The organism is Devosia indica (genome assembly GCF_003056405.1).
GTDB classification, from domain to species: Bacteria; Pseudomonadota; Alphaproteobacteria; order Rhizobiales; family Devosiaceae; genus Devosia; species Devosia indica.
In genome coordinates this window covers 44,039-62,854 of the sequence record NZ_PYVZ01000016.1, presented here as the reverse complement: position 1 = coordinate 62,854, position 18,816 = coordinate 44,039, and the positions used below count along the sequence as shown (strand labels likewise).

The 18,816-nt window shown below is 62.8% G+C and carries 20 protein-coding genes and 1 tRNA gene; 7 read left to right on the top strand and 14 right to left on the bottom strand.

Features of this window, described 5'->3' with window-relative positions:
* Window positions 1-14 precede the first annotated feature (14 nt).
* Both DDE76_RS15025 and DDE76_RS15020 read right to left on the bottom strand, forming a co-directional pair.
* The gene (locus tag DDE76_RS15025) at window positions 15-1,271 is read right to left on the bottom strand and encodes an EAL domain-containing protein (protein ID WP_158672372.1); all 1,257 of its coding nucleotides are present in this window, start codon (window positions 1,269-1,271) and stop codon (window positions 15-17) included.
* 111 nt (window positions 1,272-1,382) lie between these two features.
* The gene (locus DDE76_RS15020) at window positions 1,383-2,603 is read right to left on the bottom strand and encodes an ROK family transcriptional regulator (protein WP_104891878.1); all 1,221 of its coding nucleotides are present in this window, start codon (window positions 2,601-2,603) and stop codon (window positions 1,383-1,385) included.
* Between the two features lie 121 nt (window positions 2,604-2,724).
* On the opposite strand from DDE76_RS15020, the gene DDE76_RS15015 reads away from it, so the two are divergent.
* Entirely contained in the window at window positions 2,725-4,152 is a 1,428-nt protein-coding gene (locus DDE76_RS15015) for a sigma-54-dependent transcriptional regulator (protein ID WP_104891879.1), read from the top strand.
* Here DDE76_RS15015 and DDE76_RS15010 read toward each other — a convergent pair.
* From DDE76_RS15010 to DDE76_RS14995, 4 genes are all read right to left on the bottom strand, one after another.
* Window positions 4,149-4,529: a hypothetical protein gene (locus DDE76_RS15010; protein ID WP_104891880.1), complete on the bottom strand. Its 381-nt coding sequence runs from the start codon at window positions 4,527-4,529 to the stop codon at window positions 4,149-4,151. The two genes, DDE76_RS15015 and DDE76_RS15010, sit on opposite strands and share 4 nt — an antisense overlap.
* Window positions 4,530-4,601: 72 nt before the next feature.
* Complete coding sequence (locus DDE76_RS15005; RefSeq protein WP_245891965.1) at window positions 4,602-5,570, bottom strand: DMT family transporter; 969 nt, start codon at window positions 5,568-5,570, stop codon at window positions 4,602-4,604.
* Window positions 5,571-5,588: 18 nt separating this feature from the next.
* Window positions 5,589-5,780 carry a hypothetical protein gene (locus DDE76_RS15000; RefSeq protein WP_104891881.1) on the bottom strand — a complete coding sequence of 64 codons (192 nt, stop codon included), beginning with the start codon at window positions 5,778-5,780 and terminating at the stop codon, window positions 5,589-5,591.
* Window positions 5,781-5,841: 61 nt separating this feature from the next.
* The gene (locus tag DDE76_RS14995; protein WP_104891882.1) at window positions 5,842-6,201 is read right to left on the bottom strand and encodes a DUF427 domain-containing protein; all 360 of its coding nucleotides are present in this window, start codon (window positions 6,199-6,201) and stop codon (window positions 5,842-5,844) included.
* 197 nt (window positions 6,202-6,398) lie between these two features.
* On the opposite strand from DDE76_RS14995, the gene DDE76_RS14990 reads away from it, so the two are divergent.
* The 3 genes from DDE76_RS14990 to DDE76_RS14980 all read left to right on the top strand — a co-directional run bounded on the left by DDE76_RS14990 (window position 6,399) and on the right by DDE76_RS14980 (window position 8,757).
* Entirely contained in the window at window positions 6,399-6,689 is a 291-nt protein-coding gene (locus DDE76_RS14990; RefSeq protein WP_104891883.1) for a co-chaperone GroES, read from the top strand.
* Window positions 6,690-6,749: 60 nt separating this feature from the next.
* Entirely contained in the window at window positions 6,750-8,390 is a 1,641-nt protein-coding gene (groL, locus tag DDE76_RS14985; protein WP_104891884.1) for a chaperonin GroEL, read from the top strand.
* 133 nt (window positions 8,391-8,523) lie between these two features.
* Complete coding sequence (locus tag DDE76_RS14980) at window positions 8,524-8,757, top strand: BrnA antitoxin family protein (RefSeq protein WP_104891885.1); 234 nt, start codon at window positions 8,524-8,526, stop codon at window positions 8,755-8,757.
* Here DDE76_RS14980 and DDE76_RS14975 read toward each other — a convergent pair whose 3' ends face one another.
* The 7 genes from DDE76_RS14975 to DDE76_RS14950 all read right to left on the bottom strand — a co-directional run bounded on the left by DDE76_RS14975 (window position 8,758) and on the right by DDE76_RS14950 (window position 15,110).
* Window positions 8,758-9,507 (bottom strand): TSUP family transporter, encoded by a 750-nt coding sequence (locus DDE76_RS14975; protein WP_104891886.1) that lies wholly within the window; start codon window positions 9,505-9,507, stop codon window positions 8,758-8,760. It lies immediately after the preceding gene.
* 8 nt (window positions 9,508-9,515) lie between these two features.
* Window positions 9,516-10,733 (bottom strand): glycosyltransferase family 2 protein, encoded by a 1,218-nt coding sequence (locus tag DDE76_RS14970; protein WP_198650929.1) that lies wholly within the window; start codon window positions 10,731-10,733, stop codon window positions 9,516-9,518.
* Window positions 10,734-10,796: 63 nt separating this feature from the next.
* The gene (locus DDE76_RS19615) at window positions 10,797-10,955 is read right to left on the bottom strand and encodes a hypothetical protein (RefSeq protein WP_157955841.1); all 159 of its coding nucleotides are present in this window, start codon (window positions 10,953-10,955) and stop codon (window positions 10,797-10,799) included.
* A gap of 3 nt (window positions 10,956-10,958) precedes the next feature.
* Complete coding sequence (gene hisG / locus DDE76_RS14965) at window positions 10,959-11,651, bottom strand: ATP phosphoribosyltransferase (protein WP_104891888.1); 693 nt, start codon at window positions 11,649-11,651, stop codon at window positions 10,959-10,961.
* On the bottom strand, window positions 11,648-12,712 hold the full coding sequence (locus DDE76_RS14960; RefSeq protein WP_158672373.1) for an ATP phosphoribosyltransferase regulatory subunit: 1,065 nt from the start codon (window positions 12,710-12,712) through the stop codon (window positions 11,648-11,650). The genes hisG and DDE76_RS14960 overlap by 4 nt, the downstream gene beginning before the upstream one ends.
* Before the next feature lie 139 nt (window positions 12,713-12,851).
* A complete protein-coding gene (hisS, locus tag DDE76_RS14955; RefSeq protein WP_104891890.1) occupies window positions 12,852-14,438 on the bottom strand; it encodes a histidine--tRNA ligase in 1,587 nt (528 codons plus the stop codon).
* Window positions 14,439-14,843: 405 nt separating this feature from the next.
* Window positions 14,844-15,110: a hypothetical protein gene (locus DDE76_RS14950; RefSeq protein WP_157955840.1), complete on the bottom strand. Its 267-nt coding sequence runs from the start codon at window positions 15,108-15,110 to the stop codon at window positions 14,844-14,846.
* A 473-nt stretch (window positions 15,111-15,583) separates the two neighbouring features.
* On the opposite strand from DDE76_RS14950, the gene DDE76_RS14945 reads away from it, so the two are divergent.
* The 3 genes from DDE76_RS14945 to DDE76_RS14935 all read left to right on the top strand — a co-directional run bounded on the left by DDE76_RS14945 (window position 15,584) and on the right by DDE76_RS14935 (window position 18,692).
* A complete protein-coding gene (locus tag DDE76_RS14945; RefSeq protein WP_157955839.1) occupies window positions 15,584-16,003 on the top strand; it encodes a response regulator in 420 nt (139 codons plus the stop codon).
* 136 nt (window positions 16,004-16,139) lie between these two features.
* Window positions 16,140-16,769 (top strand): L,D-transpeptidase, encoded by a 630-nt coding sequence (locus tag DDE76_RS14940; RefSeq protein ID WP_104891893.1) that lies wholly within the window; start codon window positions 16,140-16,142, stop codon window positions 16,767-16,769.
* Window positions 16,770-16,826: 57 nt separating this feature from the next.
* Window positions 16,827-18,692: a ubiquitin-activating E1 FCCH domain-containing protein gene (locus DDE76_RS14935; RefSeq protein WP_104891894.1), complete on the top strand. Its 1,866-nt coding sequence runs from the start codon at window positions 16,827-16,829 to the stop codon at window positions 18,690-18,692.
* A 16-nt stretch (window positions 18,693-18,708) separates the two neighbouring features.
* On the opposite strand, the gene DDE76_RS14930 is transcribed toward DDE76_RS14935, so the two are convergent.
* Window positions 18,709-18,785: transfer RNA gene (locus DDE76_RS14930), tRNA-His, on the bottom strand.
* Window positions 18,786-18,816: the final 31 nt, after the last annotated feature.

Here is an 18,816-nt window from a genome sequence, read left to right as displayed (position 1 = left end):
CGATTGGCAAGGTGTTACAGCTCCGCCCGGCGTAGAGGCTGGGCGGAGGCACGGGCCGGCTCAAGGACCAGATCACTGCGGACCGGACCGGCAGCCGCGATATGGTCGCCCTGCACCTGCAGGATGTCATTGTCGAGCAGTTCCACGATCTGCCGTTCACTGGTGATGCCGGTCGCCAGCAGCGAGACTTCGAAGCGCGCCATGTAGTTGGCGATGTCGGAGATGTGGAAATCGGTGAACCTGTCCGGTCTTTCGATGAAGCTGGCGGCGTCGACCCGCAAGGACCGCACACCAAGCGCGGCGGCATCGGCCAGATCGATGCGCAGCGATTTCATGCGGGCGATGGAGAACCCGGCGCCCTTGCGTGCAATCTGCTCCACCACGGCACGTTCGCGCGTGGTCAAGTCCAGCCAGTCGCTCTCGCTCACCAGGAACGTCAAAGCGTCGGCAATGGCGCGATTGGCATCGAGCGTCGCCAGCAATTGCTCGGCTGACGCCTCGTCCCCAAGACTGGCCCGCGACAGCGGCATATGCAGAACGGCCGGCCGGCCGCCTGTGCGCGAGCGACGGGCAATTGCCACAGCTTCAACCAGCCCGGTTCCCTCGATAAGCCGGACAACGTCCTTGCCGCCGCGACGGGGCATGAAGTCAGGCGCGTCAGCCAGTTCGCCATCTTCGAGCATCAGCCTGGGTACCAGGTCGTAGCCAATCGCGCGGCGCTGCGGCAGGCGCACAATCGGCCGGATATGGTGGACGAGACGGTTTTCCTCGATGGCCTGGCGCAGGACTTCGAGCGGAATGACCGGCTCGGGGTCCGGCACGACGATTGGCGTAGCTGGGGCAGGCGGTGGCGCGGCAATCATGCGCGCATCGGAGGGGCGGGTGTCAGCAGGGCGCGCGGCATTGACCTTGGCCAGCTTGGCCTCGACTTCCGCCACCGCCTCTGCCACCTGGCGAATGACCGTGCCGAGCACGGAAATATCGGCCTCAACCGTTTCCAGCCGCTGGCCCGGATTGAGATCGGCAATGGCATTGATGCGCTGCCCCAGAACGGCGCCGGCCTGGGCATCGGTCGAGAGCAGCCTGGACAAGTCCTCGATGGCCCGTTCGAGACGATTTTCCGCGCGCTGGCGCAGCACACGTTCCATCAGCACGACACAGGCGCAGCCGAAAACCACCGCGACAAGAATCGCATTGGCCGGGGTGAAGGTGAGACCAAAATAGGCCAATGCCCCCAATCCGGCTGCGGATAGCGCAATGAACGAATACACAAGTGCCTGCACGGCGGACCTGAAACCCCTTGTCATTCGCCGGGATTCGGCCTGTTTTACTTAGCACCCCCGACACTTGGGAAAAAGCACCGCAAATACGCTCTCCCCGGCCTATTTGTCCTGTGCAGGGTCAAACAACTCCCAGGCGCGCGAAAAATGCCGCCGAAACAGCAGCAATTGCGCCGCGCCGAATGCTGCAGCCGAGGGACCGCCCAGACCCGTCGTCAGTCGCGGGCGATGGGCCAGCAGAACCGGAAACCGGGCAAGATGGGCGCTGGTGGAGTCAACAAGGCGCGACAAGATCGATTCGGGCAGGTCGCCGTTGAGCGCAACAATATCCACCTCGGTCATTGCCGCCGTGCTCAGAATGGCTTGCGCCAGCGCATGGCCCGCATCGTCGAGCCATTGCGTCACCACCGGCGCCAGTCCGGCCCAGTCCCATTTGCGAGGCGATCCAACGGGCACGGCATGACCGGCATCGATGGCCTTGAGAACAAGGGCGTGAAGTGATGCGGTCAGGTGCAGATAGGCGGGCATGCCTGCCCGGTCGTGCACGACGAGCGCGCCCAGGTCGGCGCCATTGCCATAGGGCCCTTCAACGAGTGCGCCCTCGGAGACGACCCCGCCGCCGACAAAGGTTCCGACAAAAAAACTCGCCAGGCCTTTGGGACGCGGCGTCGGGTGCGCGGTGATCTCGCGCCAGGCCGCGGCACTGCCATCATTGACCCAAAGCGCGGGCAGGCCGGTTTCCTCTGCCAGGCGCGGCCCCACATCGATCTTGGCCCAGGCGTCGATCGCACAAGGGGGCGCACCGATATGGGCCAGCAAAGGGCCAAAATTGCCTGGCGAGGTCACCCCGATGCCTGCGACGCGCCCGCGCTGGTCATTGGTCAGTCCCGAGAGCAGCGTTTCGACGTCGGCAGCGATTTCGGCGAAAATGGCCTCGGGATTGGGAAAGTCATGGCAGCGCCGCGTGACCGCGATGGGCTGGCCGGCAATATTCTGGAGCAGGATCTCGACATGCTGCCAGCCGATTTCCACCCCTATCGAATACCCGCCCTGCGGATTGAGGCGGTAAGGGGTCGCAGGCTGGCCGCGCCGCCCGCGCAGCACCTCGCCGCGAATGATGAGGTCGCGTGATTCGAGATCGGTCAGGATGCGCGCCGTGGTCTGAGGGCCAAGCCCGGAGCGGCGCGCGATGTCGGCATTGGAAACGCCGGGAATGCCTGCAATCAGGGTCAGAACCGCGCGTTCATTGGCCAGCCGCACCCCCGATTGGGTAATGCCGCGCACGATTGGTTCGAACACATCCTGATCGGGGAGGTCACGCATGGCGCAGAGATAAACGCTGTTTGGCCGGCGGAGGCAAGAACGGAATATTTACCCTAATCGACAACACTTGACCCAACCACAAGAACGGTCCGGTTGCGGACGGAGCAAGGTATATAGCGGCATGACGAAGACGAGCGGAAGCGACAATGTGCTGTGCGGCCGGCTTCTGCTGATCGACCACGATGCCGCATGCGCGCGCCAGACCAGCGCCGAACTGACCGAGGCCCTGCTGGTCGCTCCGCAGATCACCCATGCCGGTACCGGCCGCGAGGCGGCGGACCACCTGCGCAAATTGCGGTATGACGTCATCATCTGCGAACTGGCCAGCCTGGGCGATCTGGCGGCCAATGTGGAAGACGCCATGAGCCGCCTGGTGCGCCTGGCCAATGGGGCATTGATTCTGGCGGTGGCCGATAGCGGTTCGGTAAGTGCTGCCCTGGGCGCCATGCGTGCGGGCGCGCATGACTATCTCGCCAAGCCGGCGGGGGGCAGCACGCTGGCCGGACGACTGGCCGAACTGGCGCAGCGCCATGGCCGGCCGCGCTCGCTGGGTGTGGAAGTCACCCCCGAGCCCGAAATCTCCGATTTCGCCGGCTTTGTCGGCGCGTCCAGCGCCATGCAGTTTCTCTACGAGCAGATCGGCCGGGTGGCGGCCTCTGCGGCCCCGGTCTTCATCACCGGGGAAAGCGGGACGGGCAAGGATGTCTGTGCCGAGGCGCTGCACAGCCGGGGCCCGCGGGCCGGCAACCGGTTCGTGGCGATCAATTGCGCGGCCATCCCCCGCGACCTGATGGAAAGCGAATTGTTCGGCGTGGTGCGTGGCGCCTTTACCGGCGCGCATGAAGACCGCAAGGGCGCCGCCGAGCTGGCCGATGGTGGCACGCTGTTTCTTGACGAAGTGGGCGAACTCGACCTGTCGCTGCAATCCAAGCTGTTGCGGTTCCTGCAGAGCGGCTGCCTGTCGCGTGTTGGCGAGACAGCGGCCCGAAAGGTGGATGTGCGGGTGATCTGCGCCACCAATCGCAATCCCATGCAGATGATTGCCGACCGGCAGTTCCGCGAAGATCTGTTCTATCGCCTGCATGTGCTGCCGATACATCTGCCACCCCTGCGGCAGCGTCCAAGCGACATCATGCTGCTGACCCGGCATTTTCTCGCGCGCTATGCCCAGGAGGAGCACAAGAGCTTCTCCGATGTCACCCCGGACGCCGCGCAGCGGCTGACAGCGGCTGACTGGCCGGGCAATGTGCGCCAATTGCAGAATTTGGTGCGCCGGCTGGTGGTCATGTTCGATGGTGGCCAGATCACCACGGACATGATCGAGGCAGCCGACATCGAGTCACGGGTCTCCATGCCGGCGCCGGTCGAGGCGCCCCGCTGCGAGAAGCGCACCGTGCTGCCCATGTGGCAGCAGGAACAGCGCATAATCGAGGATGCCATCGCCACGTTTGGAGGCAATATTTCCATGGCCGCGGCGGCGCTGGAAATCAGTCCCTCGACAATCTATCGCAAGCGCCAGAGCTGGTCGGAGCTGGCGGCAGCCGGCTAGGACAGCGCCACGGTCAGCCCCAGCACGAGCAGCACCACAATCAATGGCGTCATGGTGAGGCGTTCGGGCAGGCTGCGCGAAATTGCATTCACCACGACCCCCAGCGCCAGATACGCCAGGATGATCCAGCTTGCGGGCATGATCCAGCTCATATCCGGCCATGGCGCGAGAAGCCCGGCCCGCATCAGCAGGGTAAGGGCGAACAATCCATAAAGCACAATGGCCACCGCACTGCCGATCCGCAGGCCTGGCGGCAGGATGCGTTGCTGACCGCCCCAGGCAAAATGCCCCAGGGGCGCAACTGCTATGAGCGCAGCCTGAAAGATGGCCAGAGCGCCCATCAGGACTGTAAAGATGATTGCTGCCGATTGCGCCATGCTGCCCCCTGGGTCGGCCTAGAAGTCGGATCCGGAGCCGCTCGGTTCAAGGCCCGCGCGACAATTGAAAGATCAGGGGGTATTGGCCTGGCGCGATTTGGCGCGATCCAGGCCCAGATAGCGCTCACGCAGGATTACGGCGATGCCTGATGCGACGATGATCAGGGCCCCAACCAGCATGGTCGCGGTTGGCACATCGGCAAAGATAACGAAGCCGATGATGATGGTCAGGATCAGCGAGACATATTCGAACGGCGCAATGACCGACATGTCGGCATAGCGATAGCATGAGGTCAGCAGGAGCTGGCCAATGCCGCCAAAGAACCCCGCCCCGACCAGCAATGCAGCCTGTTCGGGCGTGGGCCAGACCCAGCCGAAGGGAATGGTGAACAGGCTGATGACGCTGGCGCTGATGAAAAAATAGGTGACGATTGCCTCGGTGCGCTCGGTCTGGACCAGGGTGCGCACCTGCAGCATGGCGAAGGCGGACAGAACGGCCCCGGCAAGAGAGGCCAGCGCCCCGACGGATTGGGCGTCGCCCATCGGCGTCTCACCGGAAAACACGGTCAGGCGCGGCCAGAGAATGACCATCACACCGGCCAGACCCACAAGAACGGTGGTCCAGCGGAAGACATGCACGCGTTCGTGCAGCAGAACGGCCGAGAGTATGACGATGATCAGCGGCGCCGCGTAGCCGATAGCCGTTGCTTCGGGCAACGGCAGCCGGGTGAGCGCAAAAAAGCCCAGGCTCATCGACGACACACCGATCAGGCCGCGCAGGATGTGTCCAAGCGGTCTTTTAGTCTGGAAAGCGCGCGTCAGATTACCCTTCCAGGCCAGATAGCCCAGGACGGGCAGCAGGGCGAAGAAAGAGCGGAAAAACACCATCTGTCCCGAAGGAATGGTGAGCGTGGCCTTGAGCATGGTCGCCATGACCACGAAGCAGCAGACCGATGCGATCTTGAGCGCAATGCCACGCAGCGGGCCGCCCAAATCGCGTTTGGTGGTCGCGGCGGCAGGCTCGGCAGATGGCGCGGTCAATTCGGTCCTGTCCGGGGCCTACTTGCCCGCAGCTTCCAGCTTTTCCTTGGCAATGCGGGCGGTGGCAAAGGCCTTGTGCTCAGGACCGACGGCGCTGCCGGTCTTGAGGACAGCGCCTGCTGCGTCCTGGACTTCCCAATGCCAATTGGTGTTGGCCCCGACGCCGCCGGTGCGGCGCAGCTTGATCTGCAAAGAGGATTGTTCGCTCATGGCTGTGCTTATGGCCCAGACTTGTATCGGGGGGAAGGGGAATTCTGCAGCGATCCGGCGGTCAGACCTGAGATACCCGCACCGATATGCGGTTGCCGCCAAAAGTGAGCATGTCACGGATCGGCGCGTAGTCGCCCTCCGCATAGGGATAATACCAGGCCTCATCGGCGCCATTGGCGGTCAATGTCTTAATGGTATAGAAGTGCGCCTCTCCCGGACCGGCATCGGTGCGTCTGGTATCGGATGCCTCCAGGATGCCGGGATGAACGTCATCGAGCGGCACGAAAATCTGTGAGTCCATGCCGCCGCGTTCAAGCCGCAAGGCCTTGGTTGAACTGACGATCTCGGCATCGTCGAAAGAAATGTGCACCCGTCCCTCCACGGGGACAATCTTGGGCGTCGATTGGGTCGTCTGGGCCATGTGAATCACCTTGTGCTGGACGATGTCTCGGATATGTCGTGCTGGCTTGCTAACGCATGAGTGAAAACTTCGGTTCACGCGCCTTGACTCTGGACCGGCTCGATCCCTATATCCCGGACAGCCTGTTAGCACTCACTCAATGCGAGTGCTAACAGGTCCGAAATTGCATTCAGAAATGATGCCAAGAGGAACAAAACATGGGCTTCCGTCCCCTGCATGACCGCGTGGTCGTCCGTCGCGTCGACAGTGAAGAAAAGACCAAAGGCGGGATCATCATCCCCGACACCGCCAAGGAAAAGCCCTCTGAGGGCGTGATCGTATCCGTGGGCCCCGGCGCCCGCGACGAGAGCGGCAAGGTTGTCGCCCTCGACGTCAAGGCCGGTGATCGTGTGCTGTTCGGCAAGTGGAGCGGTACCGAGGTCAAGCTCAATGGCGAAGACCTGATCATCATGAAGGAAAGCGACATCATGGGCGTGATCGAAGCCTAATTCGGCTTCTCACGTCTTTTTTGTCGTTCCCACTCAACAGATATTCTCAAGGAGCCATAAATGGCCGCCAAGGAAGTCAAATTCTCGACCGACGCCCGCGAAAAGATGCTGCGCGGCGTCAATGTCCTCGCCAATGCGGTGAAGGTCACGCTCGGCCCCAAGGGTCGTAACGTCGTTATCGAAAAGTCGTTCGGCGCTCCGCGCATCACCAAGGACGGCGTAACCGTCGCCAAGGAAATCGAGCTGGAAGACAAGTTCGAAAACCTCGGTGCGCAGCTGCTGCGTTCGGTCGCTTCCAAGACCAATGATGTTGCCGGTGACGGCACCACCACCGCGACCGTTCTGGGTCAGGCCATCGTGGTCGAAGGCGTCAAGGCCGTTGCCGCCGGCTTCAACCCGATGGACCTCAAGCGCGGTATCGATCTGGCGGTCTCCGATGTGATCGAGAGCCTCAAGGGCTCGGCCAAGGGCATCACCTCGTCCTCCGAAGTGGCTCAGGTCGGCACCATTTCCGCCAATGGCGAGACCTCCATCGGTGACATGATCGCCGAAGCCATGCAGAAGGTCGGCAACGAGGGTGTCATCACCGTCGAAGAAGCCAAGACCGCCGAAACCGAACTCGATGTTGTTGAAGGCATGCAGTTCGACCGTGGTTACCTGTCGCCCTATTTCGTGACCAACACGGAAAAGATGACGGCAACCCTGGAAGACCCGTACATCCTGCTGCACGAAAAGAAGCTCTCCAACCTGCAGGCCATCCTGCCGATCCTGGAAGCTGTCGTTCAGTCCCAGCGCCCGCTGCTGATCATCGCTGAAGACGTTGATGGCGAGGCCCTGCCGACCCTTGTCGTCAACCGTCTGCGCGCCGGCCTCAAGGTCGCTGCCGTCAAGGCTCCTGGCTTTGGTGACCGCCGCAAGGCCATGCTGGAAGACATCGCCGTTCTGACCGGTGGCCAGGTGATCTCCGAAGACCTCGGCATCAAGCTCGAGAACGTGACCCTGGACATGCTCGGCACTGCCAAGCGCGTCGAGATCACCAAGGAAAACACCACGATCGTCGATGGCGCCGGCACAGCCGATGACATCCAGGCCCGCGTTGGCCAGATCAAGGCGCAGATCGAGGAAACCACCTCGGACTACGACCGTGAGAAGCTGCAGGAGCGCCTGGCGAAGCTCGCTGGTGGCGTTGCCGTGATCCGCGTTGGTGGCTCGACCGAAGTGGAAGTCAAGGAACGCAAGGATCGCGTCGATGACGCGCTCAACGCGACCCGCGCCGCTGTTGAAGAAGGCATCGTGCCGGGTGGTGGTGTTGCCCTGCTGCGCGCATCGGCCAACATCAAGTCCAAGGGCGCCAATGCCGATCAGGAAGCCGGTATCGCAATCGTGCGCCGTGCCCTGCAGGCTCCGGTTCGCACCATTGCCAACAATGCCGGTGCCGAAGGCTCGGTCGTTGTCGACAAGATCCTGGAGAACTCGGAGATCTCGTTCGGCTACAACGCCGCGACCGGCGAGTATGGCGATCTGGTTGTTCTGGGTGTTATCGACCCGGTCAAGGTGGTTCGCACCGCCCTTGAAGATGCCGCTTCGGTTGCTTCGCTGCTGATCACCACCGAGGCCATCATCGTCGAGGCCCCCAAGCCTGAAGCTCCGGCAATGCCGGGCGGCGGCGGCATGGGCGGCATGGGCGGCATGGATTTCTAATCCAGCCGACTTCCGACACGCTTCGAGGTTCGTCTCTTCCCAGTCACGAACTTCGTGGAAAGCCCCGGTGGAAACACCGGGGCTTTTTTGTCGGCATGGCGTAGAGTGCACGCACCAATTTACGAGGACAATTATGCGCACTCCCCGACGCGGCAGCGCCTTTGAACAGGCGGAGGCTGCTTTCAAGGCGGTTACGAAAAGGAATGAGCCGACGGCAAAGGGGCCGGTGACCCCGCCGGCAGGCAAGGAGATGGTGTCATTGCGGCTCGACCGCGACGTGCTGGCGCATTTTCAGGATGACGGTCCGGGCTGGCAGGACCGCATCAACGCCGCATTACGCGCGGCCGCGGGACTGGCACCCGAGTGATCAGGGAAAGAATAACAGCTTGATGGCCATGGCGATGGACACCACCACGACCAGCGGACGGATGACCCTGGCGCCATAGCGAATACCGGTGCGGGCACCGATATAGCCGCCGACGATCTGGCCGAGGGCCATGACCAGTGCGACCGGCCAGACGACATGGCCCTGCGGAATGAAGATGGCCAGCGCGGCCAGGTTCGAGATGAAATTCAGCGCCTTGGTATTGCCGGTGGCGCGGGTGAGGCCCAGACCGAACAGCAGCACAAAGCCAATGGTGAAAAAGGACCCGGTGCCGGGACCAAAGACGCCGTCGTAAAAGCCAATGGCGAAGCCCAGAATGGGCACGAAGGGGCCGAAGGGCAAACGCGCCGCCTTGTCTGCATCAGACAGTTTGGGCGCGAACAGGAAATAAAGGGCAATGGCGATCAGAGCCACGGGCACGGCGATGTCGAGCAGGCCGGTATCGAGCTGGCTGACCGTGAGGGCGCCGAGAAAGCTGCCGGCAAAAGTCAGGGCAATGGCCGGCACAAGATTGCGAAAATCCACAAAGCCGCGTCGCCAATAGGTCAGGACCGCCATGCCGGTGCCGACCACCGATTGCATCTTGTTGGTTGCCAGTGCGGCAACCGGCGGCAGCCCGGCGGAAAGCAGCGCCGGCACGGTCAGCATGCCGCCGCCCCCGGCTATGGCATCGACGAAACCGGCGAGCAGGCCGACGCCCATGAGGGCCAGAAGAATGAGCGGATCAAGCATTTGGAGGATCAGACCTGGTCGGTACGGCGGCGGAACTGATCGTCAGGAATGACTTGATCGGCTAGGCGGCGCTCATAGATGGGGATGTTGATCATGGAGGACATGAAGGCGCTCATCATCAATTGGAAGCCGGTGACCAATGCGGTCATGGCCAGGATGAGAGCCCGGAGGGTGGCGGTGGAGGTCAATGGACCGAAATCGCGCTTGGCCCATTCCCAGGTGCCCCAGCCCATGGCTGCGAGCCCGCCGGCCATCAGCAGGATGGCCAGCAGCAGCAGGCGCTCCAGGGTCAGGCTTTCAAGGACGCGGTCATAGACGCCGGAGCGGGGGATGAAACCATAGCGCGAGGCAAAGCGGCGGCCAATGACGGCAAAGGCGATCGATTGGGTGCCCATGATGACGCAGAGCGACGCCACCAGCAGGCTGTGCACGCTCAGGGTCACCGTGCCGATCCTCATGGGACCGCCGGCGAGCAAGGAGCCAAAGACCAGCCCGACGATCAGCAGGAACAGGCCGGGATAGAGAAACAGCCAGCGCGGCGAAAACAGCAGCAGGAACCGCAGATGGCGCCAGCCATCGCGGAACGCGCGCAGATGCGGCTGGCGGGAGCGGCCATCGGGCCGGAGCGTGGTGGGGACTTCGCGGATATCCAGGTGGGACAGGGTCGCCTTGACCACCATTTCGGAGGCGAATTCCATGCCGGTCGTGCGCAGGTTGAGATCGGTGATGGCGGCGCGGGAAAAGCCGCGCAAGCCGCAATGGAAATCGTGCACCGGGGTCTTGAAGAAGAGGCGCCCCACAAAACTGAGCAGGGGATTGCCGATATAGCGGTGATGCCAGGGCATGGCGCCGGGGGCGATGCCGCCGGCAAAGCGATTGCCCATGACCAGATCGGCGCCATTGCGCAGCTCGCTCATAAAGGCATCGAGATTGGCGAAATCGTAGCTATCGTCGGCGTCACCCATGATGACGAATTTGCCCCGCGCAGCGGCGATGCCGCTGGCGAGGGCTGCGCCATAGCCGCGCTGCTCGGCATTGACCAGACGGGCGCCACTGGCCTCGGCAATGGCCTGGGAGCCGTCGGTCGAGCCATTGTCAGCAACCAGCACCTCGCCGGCGACGCCAGAGCGCGCAAGGTAGTCCCTGGCCTTGCCGATGCAGGTGGCCAGGGTCTCCGCCTCGTTGAGGCAGGGCATGAGAATGGTCAGTTCAAGTACTTCAGCCACCGCGCCCCCCGCCGGACCCTTGTGACGTTGTGCCGTGATTTGGGCGGCGGCGGCAATCTCATATCAGTCGCCGTCTCCCGCGCCGCCGCTGTCGGCCTCATCGGCGGCATCGTCGGGTTGAGTGGCGTCCTGGTTTCCGGCCGTCGGGCGCTGCGCCAGACCGGCATAGACGATCAGGCTGACGCCGCAAACAACCAGAAGCATGACAAAGGCCAGTTCCATCGCTCAGCCCTGCAATTGTCCGAGCAGCGCATTGAGGGTTTCGCGGCGCTGTTCGGTCCACTGAGCGGTACGCGAAACAATCAGGTTGGCCTCGCTTTTGAGCATCACACCATCTTCGAGCACGCGCAGGCCGTTGGCGGCCAGGGTCGACCCGGTCGAGGTGATGTCGACCACGATATCGGCGACACCCGAGGCGGGCGCGGCTTCGGTGGCGCCAAGGCTTTCGACAATGCGATATTCGGCGATACCGGCACTGGCAAAGTGCTGGCGGGTGATGGTGATGTATTTGGTGGCGATGCGCAGCCAGCGCCCGTGGCGGGAGCGGAAATCGGAGGCAACGTCGGCCAGATCGTGCATATGGGTGACGTCGATCCAGGCTTCGGGCACGGCGATGACCACATCAGCATGGCCAAATTCGAGGTCGCGCGCGAATTCGACTGCATCGGGGCCGGCTTCGCTGGTCTCGTGGATCAGGTCACGGCCGGTGACACCGAGATCGATATTGCCGCGAATGAGTTCACGCGCAATTTCCGAGGCCGGGAAGAAGCGTACCGTGACCTCAGGCAGACCTTCGATGGCGCCGAGATAGGAGCGGGCCCCGCCCGGACGGGTGATGGTGAGGCCACGCCGGGCAAACCAGTCGCGGGTGAGTTCTTCAAGGCGACCCTTTGAGGGGACGGCGAGGGTGATGGTCATTTGGGCCACTCTGCCTCCATGCGATCGACCCAGAGAGCGCAGCCGGAGGCGGCGATGGGGGCGGTGGCGCCGAGACGTTCGAGGAGACGGTCATATTGGCCGCCCGAGACGAGCACGGTGCCGCCCTGCCCGCGCATTTCAAAGACAATGCCGGTGTAATAATCGAGGCGCGGGGAAAAGCTGGCGTCGAAGGTGATGCGTGCCTCGCCCAGACCATCGAGATGACGGCGGATGGCCTTCATGGGCGGCCCGAGGAACAGGCGATGTTTGTCGGCCAGCGCCTCGACCTCGCGCAGGGCGGTCAGGGCGTCGCCCTTGATGGCGAGAAAGTCGCGCAGCAGTTTCAGTGTTGCGGCCGGCACATGGGCCGCGTCGAGCGCCTGTTGTTCGAGATAGCGGTCAGCGATCTCCTCGGGCGAACGGCCCTCGGAGAGGCTGAGGCCGGCCGAGACCATGCGGGCGGTCACATCCTCAACCAGTTCGTCACGGCTGGGCTGCTCGGTGCGGGGCAGATCGGGGGCCTGTTCGAGCCGGGAGAGCAGGCGGTCCATGGCCTCGGTATGGCCGAAGCGGTGGCGGATGCGCGGGCGCCAGGCATCGGGCATGTCGGCCTGGGCCAGCAGGGCTTCGAACAGGCCAACGCCGCCCAGGCGCACATTGGGCGTGATGCCATAGAGCGAAAGCGCGGCGCGGGCGAAGGTCAGCACCTGATCGAGCGCGATATCGCCATCGGGCTGAGCCAGCAGCTCGATGCCGGCCTGATCGAATTCGGCAGGGCCGGTTTCGCGCTGGCGGAAGATCGGGCCGAGATAGGAAAAGGCCGCCGGCTCCCCTGCCCCATTGGCGATGTAATCGGCCACGATGGGGAGGGTGAAATCGGGGCGGAGGCAATATTCGGCGCCGGTAACGTCGGTAGTGAGCAGGAGGCGGCGGCCGAACTCCTCGCCGGCGAGGTCGAAATAGGGACCGGCGCTCAAAAGCAGCGGTGGGGTGGCGCGGCAGCCGCCCTGGGCTTCAACGAGGGATTCGAGCTGGCTGCGGCGATAGGCGGCGTTGGTCATTTTTCGACCTTTCCACCGTCTGTCATCCCGGCGAAGGCCGGGATCCATCCTGAGGTCTCGCCACAAACAGGCATCTCAAGATGGGCCCCGGCCTTCGCCGGGGTGACATCGCGTTGGGGGAAAGAGCGGGGCAAACTCATCAACCCTGCTCGCTCAGCAGTTTCTGGACCGCGGAAACCAGATCTTCGCGCTGGATCTCGAACTGGCCGGGGCGGGCGGCTTTCCATTCGGCATTGTCGGTGATGGCCTGGGCGGCCTGTTTGCCGGCGACCAGGTCTTTCACCTGCAAGACGCCCTGCTCGCGCTCCTGAGACCCTTCGATGATGACGGCGGGCGCATTGCGCTTGTCGGCATAGGCGACCTGCTTGCCGAAATTCTTGGTGGAGCCAAGGAACATTTCGGCGCGGATGCCGGCGGCGCGCAGCTCGGAGACCATGGCCTGGTAGCGGGCGGTTTGGTCCTTGTCCATGACGAGGACGACGACCGGCCCTGCGGGTTCGGTGGCGCCGAGATTGCCGGTGAGTTTGAGCGCATTGGCCAGCCGAGAGACGCCGATGGAAAAGCCGGTGGCCGGCACGGGTTCGCGGCGGAAGCGGGAGACCAGGCCATCATAACGGCCACCGCCGCCAACCGAGCCGAAGACCACGTCCTGGCCCTTTTCGTTCTGGACCTTGAAGGTCAGTTCGATCTCGAAGACGGGGCCGGTGTAATATTCGAGGCCACGGACGACGGAGGGGTCGATCTTGATGCGGTCGCTGTAGCCCGCCAAGTGAAAGGTTTTGCCCATCTCGTAGAGTTCTTTGTAGCCTGAGAACCCCGACGCGTTGATGGTGGCATCGCCGCCAAATCTGTGGAATGCCGAATTCAGCACACCAAGCGGCAGCGAATACACCCCGGCCTCTTGGTGCCGAGCGGCATCAATGTGCAGGGCGTTCGCGGGTATGTACCGAATAACTCCCGGCTCCTCTGTAGCTTCTGCAACAGTCCGACCCTCGAAGCATGCGAAGAGATATTCGAAACTACTGATCTGGGCGTCTGACAAGCCAGCGCCTTGGGTGAAGTCGCCACTTTCGTCTTTGCGCCCTTTGCCGAGCAGCAGGCGCACGCCATCAACGCCAAACTTGTCCAGCTTATCGATCGCCCGTAGCGCCGTTACCTTCTGGCCATCGTCCACAATTCCTGCCGCCTCCATAATGCCATCCAGCACCTTACGGTTATTGACGCGGACGACGTATTTGCCCTGCAGACCCAGCGCGTCCATGACGTCGGCCATCATCATGCACATTTCGGCGTCGGCTTCGGGGCCGGGGGCGCCGACCGTGTCTGCGTCGAATTGCATGAACTGGCGGAAGCGGCCGGGGCCGGGCTTTTCGTTGCGGAAGACATAGCCCTGCCGATAGGAGCGGTAGGGCTTGGGCAGGGTTTCGAAATTTTCGGCAAAGAAGCGGGCGAGCGGCGCGGTCAAATCGTAGCGCAGGCTCATCCACTGTTCGTCATCGTCCTGCAGGGAAAAGACGCCGGCATTGGGCCGGTCGGTATCGGGCAGGAACTTGCCGAGCGTTTCGGTATATTCAAACAGCGGGGTTTCGACGGGGTCGAAGCCATAACGCTCGTAGACGGCCTTGATCTTGTCGATCATGGCGCCGACGGCGGCGATTTCGCCCGGCGTGCGATCTTCGAACCCGCGCGGCAGGCGGGGCGTGATGAGCTTGGTCTTTTCGGTCATTTCTTCGCCCTGGAAAGTCGGTCGTTTGCTTAGACGATCAAAGCCAGTGAGACAATGGTTGCACCAATGGCCCGAGCGGCAAAAGCCGTCGGGTGGGACCAGGTGGACGTGTTCCGAGGCACGTGCGTCTCGGTAAAACTAGATAATAGAGACGTCGCCGCCTCGGAACGCCGGGTTTCTCCTGCTGTCGTGGCCCCTCTTGATCGCTCGTCGCAAGGTGGCCCAACGAGCAGGCAGGCCCTGGAGCGACCCAGCACCCAACCGGCTCCCCCCGCAAAGTTCGCTGCAGTCCGTCCGCGCGGGAGTGATGGACGCAGTATGAAGCGGTTCCTGGCACCGTGGATAAGTTGGCAGAGCCATGCAAGCCGCAAGAGACAGCCGGGGCGAACCCCGGCTGTCGTTCTCTCATCTTGAGATGTCCTGATCCGGCGGGCGGAACTGCCAGAGCTGCGCGGGCACGGTAAATAGGTTGCGGTATTCATCCTCGGGCGGCAGGCCGACATCTTCGCGCAGATAGCCGGGCACCTGAGCATAACGCACCGGACGCTGGGCCCACCAGGCGCGAATGGCTGCCCCGACGACGGGGACCAGTCCGCGCTGCTGGACAGCATCGGCGATGGAGAATTCGAGACGCAGCACCACGCTGCGCTCATTGAGCACGTTCGAAGTCATTGGTTGTTCCGGCAGGTCACCCTGCCGGCCCCTGTTGTGAAAAGACGGGAGAATGGCGGAATCGGGACGTGGAATGACCCGGTTCGGCGATTCAGGGTGGAGAGTTGGGGGTGTCCGCGAGCCGCGATGCGGCCGAGGGTACCGTCAGTGGTTACGCGGTGGCGTGACCGTGATGAAGGTGATTTGGCCCCGAGTGGCGGGTTACAGATTTGAACATCAAACGCCTCCCTCGGTTGGCTTTGCAGACGGCATCTGGGTAACTCACGATCACGTGAGCCGCAAGCCAAGATGTGTCAGTCTGTCGCACTCTGTGGCAAGTGTTGCCTGGAAGACACGCTTGCCGATCCGGCCCCGGCAAGGACCGGATTGACAGGGCCGCGCTGCCTGCTATCCAGCGGGCATTTTTCGGCAGTCTGGCACAAAAATTCATGCGTCCCTTGGGCGTTGGGCGCGTGCGACGTTGGAGGGGCGGCATGATCATACCAGGACGCTTGCGGGCGCTGGTGGTGGACGACAACACCTATGCGCGCGCGATCTGCACGGTGGGCCTCAACAAGCTGGGCATTGCCGATGTCGAGGAGGCCGAGAACGGCGCGGAAGCCATACTCAAGCTGATGGGCAAGCCATTCCACTTCATGCTGATGGACTGGTACATGCCCGACATCAATGGCGCGGGCGTGATGCAGGTGCTGCGCGATGCGCGATTTGGCGCGCCCCGGACCACACCGGTGATCCTGATGACGGCTTATCCCTCGCGGGAAAATATTGCACGGGCCCGGGAACTGGGCGTTAACGAGGTGCTGCCCAAGCCTTTTACCACCGAGCAATTGGGCCTGGCGGTGCAGCGCGTGCTGCCGCCGGCAGAAGAGATGGACGACTCGGTTTTCCTTTAGATTCAGGCGTTTCGTGGCAGCGTGGCAAGGGTTTGTTAACGGCCCCTAACCACGCCCGGTTAACCACGCGGCTTGAGGACTCCTTTGCGCTTGTGCGGGAAAATACGGCCAAACGCATTATTGGGGATGCAAGGCCATGATCGTCCGAAACCTGCCCCGGCTGGCCATTGCGCTGGCCACATTCGCACTGGTGAGCACAGCGCTGCCCAGCCAGGCGGAAACCTTTCGCCCCGGCTGGCGCTTTGCGCCACCGCCCGGCGTGACCATCACCGAAGGCCGGCCACGCCACGCGCTGGCGCTGCAGGCCAATGTGCATGTCTCGCCAGTCTATCTGCGACAGGTGGTGCCCTATGCCACCCATGAGCGCAGCGGCACCATCGTGGTCGATACGCGGCAGCATTTTCTCTATTTCGTGCTCGGCGATGGCCGGGCGCTGCGCTATGGCATCGGGGTGGCGCGGGACGGGTTCGAATGGCGCGGCACGCACCGGGTCAGCCGCAAGGCGGAATGGCCGGGCTGGACGCCGCCGGCCGAGATGCGCAAGCGCCAGCCCGGGCTGCCGGCGCATATGCCGGGCGGCATTGACAATCCGCTGGGCGCGCGGGCGCTTTATCTGGGCTCAACGCTCTACCGTATTCACGGCACCAATGAGCCGTGGTCGATCGGCCAGAACGTGTCTTCGGGCTGCATCCGCATGACCAATGAGGACGTGATCGACCTTTATGGCCGCGTGCAGCTCAACTCCAAGGTGGTTGTTCTTTCCTAACAAGTTTGCGCGAAGGTGCGACCTGCTCATCCCTTCGTGGCGCAACCAGGTGTCCTGATGTCCAGATTTGTTCCGCTGTTGCAACGGTTTGCCAAGGACGAAAGCGGCGTATTCGCGGTGCTGTTCGGGCTGATGGCGATTGTGCTGATCGCGCTGGGCGGCGCCACGGTGGACTATGTCTCGCTCGAGCAGACCCGGCAGCGCGCCCAGGTGGCGCTCGATGCCGCGGCCCTGGCGCTGCAGCCGGAGATCTACCGGACAGGCCTGACCGAGAGCGAATTGGAGGCGGACCTGCTGGCCAAGGCCCAGGCCATCGTGCTGGAGCGTATTGGCGATATCGATGTGACCGCTGCGCGGGTCAACGAGATCGACTTCAACACCGAGGCCGGCCGGCTGACCCTGGGCGGTGATTTTGCTCTGCCCACGCGGTTTGTGCGGTTGGTCGGTGTCGACCAGCTTGGCGCTTCCTTCACCTCAGAGGCCGTGCGCGGCGCGGTGGATGTCGAGGTCTCGGTTGCGCTTGACGTGACCGGGTCGATGCGCGGGCAGCGGCTGGAAGACCTCAAGGATGCGCTTGGCGATCTGATCGATGCGATCGTACAGGACGAGCAGGAGCCGAACTATACAAAGATGGCCCTGATTCCCTATTCGCAGGCAATCAATGTGGGCAGCTATGCCGAGGCGCTACGCGGGCCAATCCGCGGCCCAAGCGACATCACGTCCATTTCCTGGGCCTATGGCGACACCAAGAATATCTCCAATGCGACCAGGGATGATCCGGCAAGGATCACTTCCGACCGGCACGGCTTCCAGAATGACGACTGGGTTTATATCTGGAACGTGGGCGGAATGTATCAGCTCAATAATCGGGCGTATCAAGTGGCCAACCGGACCAGGGATACGTTTGAGCTCAAGGACCAGAATGGCAACTGGGTCGATAGCCGCTGGTACAACTGGTACAACTGGGGTGGTCAGGTCGTGCAGTGCCTGGTGGAGCGCTGCGAGACGGTTATTACCTCCCCTGACCACGGGCTCTCGAACGGAGACAATGTCTATGTCCGAGATGTCTCCTGGCTCAATGGGATCAATAACCGCATCTTCCAGGTGACCAATGCCACCGCCAACTCGCTCAGGCTCGACGGCTACTCGATGATCGGCCAGGGAACCTATAGTCCTGGCACGGGCAAGCTGCATTGCACCAAGCAAACAGACTTGGTCGGCTGCGACTATTATCTGTTCACCAATCTGTCGGGCTGGTCGACGCTGCATGGGATCACCAGTTGCGTCACCGAGCGGGACGGGGTGGAAGCGTTTACCGATGCGGCGCCCAGCGTGAGCTATGTGGGCCGGAACTATCCGGGCAGCAATGGGTGCCTGACCAACCAGGTTGTGCCCTTGACCTCCGACAAGGATGTTCTGCACGATCTGGCGGACGATCTTGAGGCCGAAGGTTCAACCTCGGGGAGCCTGGGCATCCTGTGGAGCTGGTATATGCTCTCGCCCAATTTTGGCTATGTATGGCCCGAGGCCAGCCGCCCGGCTGCATATGGGCGCGAACGCCTGCTCAAGGCCGCGATCATCATGACGGACGGTGAATTCAACACCGTGCATTATGACGGCGTGATCTCCCGCAACACTGGCAGCGGCAGTGGCGGCAACAATGAGAAGATCAATCGGGACGCCCATAATGGCAGGCCCTATGAACAGGCGCGCGCCTATTGCGATGCCATGAACGATGATTCCACGGGCATCGTGGTTTATACGGTCGGTTTCGGCATCGTCGAAGGCAGCGATGCGGCCAGCGTGCTGCGCTATTGTGCCAGCAGCGCAGAAAACTACTTTCTGGCAGCAAATGCTTCGGACCTGTCCGATGCGTTCGAGCAGATTGCCCGCAACATCTCATCGCTGAGACTGACGCAGTGATGTCAGGAAAAGTGGGTGGTACCGCCTCCCCGGATTGAACGGGGGACCTCTAGATCCACAATCTAGCGCTCTAACCAACTGAGCTAAGGCGGCAGGACCCGCTGGGAACCTTAGTCAACGACCG

Coding starts and splice junctions, on each gene's coding strand:
- DDE76_RS15020 (WP_104891878.1), bottom strand. CDS start 2,603: ATGCGTGACCTCCCCGATCAGGATGTGTTCGAACCAATCGTGCGCGGC.
- DDE76_RS15015 (WP_104891879.1), top strand. CDS start 2,725: ATGACGAAGACGAGCGGAAGCGACAATGTGCTGTGCGGCCGGCTTCTG.
- DDE76_RS15010 (WP_104891880.1), bottom strand. CDS start 4,529: ATGGCGCAATCGGCAGCAATCATCTTTACAGTCCTGATGGGCGCTCTG.
- DDE76_RS15000 (WP_104891881.1), bottom strand. CDS start 5,780: ATGAGCGAACAATCCTCTTTGCAGATCAAGCTGCGCCGCACCGGCGGC.
- DDE76_RS14995 (WP_104891882.1), bottom strand. CDS start 6,201: ATGGCCCAGACGACCCAATCGACGCCCAAGATTGTCCCCGTGGAGGGA.
- DDE76_RS14990 (WP_104891883.1), top strand. CDS start 6,399: ATGGGCTTCCGTCCCCTGCATGACCGCGTGGTCGTCCGTCGCGTCGAC.
- groL (WP_104891884.1), top strand. CDS start 6,750: ATGGCCGCCAAGGAAGTCAAATTCTCGACCGACGCCCGCGAAAAGATG.
- DDE76_RS14980 (WP_104891885.1), top strand. CDS start 8,524: ATGCGCACTCCCCGACGCGGCAGCGCCTTTGAACAGGCGGAGGCTGCT.
- DDE76_RS14975 (WP_104891886.1), bottom strand. CDS start 9,507: ATGCTTGATCCGCTCATTCTTCTGGCCCTCATGGGCGTCGGCCTGCTC.
- DDE76_RS19615 (WP_157955841.1), bottom strand. CDS start 10,955: ATGGAACTGGCCTTTGTCATGCTTCTGGTTGTTTGCGGCGTCAGCCTG.
- hisG (WP_104891888.1), bottom strand. CDS start 11,651: ATGACCATCACCCTCGCCGTCCCCTCAAAGGGTCGCCTTGAAGAACTC.
- DDE76_RS14960 (WP_158672373.1), bottom strand. CDS start 12,712: ATGACCAACGCCGCCTATCGCCGCAGCCAGCTCGAATCCCTCGTTGAA.
- hisS (WP_104891890.1), bottom strand. CDS start 14,438: ATGACCGAAAAGACCAAGCTCATCACGCCCCGCCTGCCGCGCGGGTTC.
- DDE76_RS14950 (WP_157955840.1), bottom strand. CDS start 15,110: ATGACTTCGAACGTGCTCAATGAGCGCAGCGTGGTGCTGCGTCTCGAA.
- DDE76_RS14945 (WP_157955839.1), top strand. CDS start 15,584: ATGATCATACCAGGACGCTTGCGGGCGCTGGTGGTGGACGACAACACC.
- DDE76_RS14940 (WP_104891893.1), top strand. CDS start 16,140: ATGATCGTCCGAAACCTGCCCCGGCTGGCCATTGCGCTGGCCACATTC.
- DDE76_RS14935 (WP_104891894.1), top strand. CDS start 16,827: ATGTCCAGATTTGTTCCGCTGTTGCAACGGTTTGCCAAGGACGAAAGC.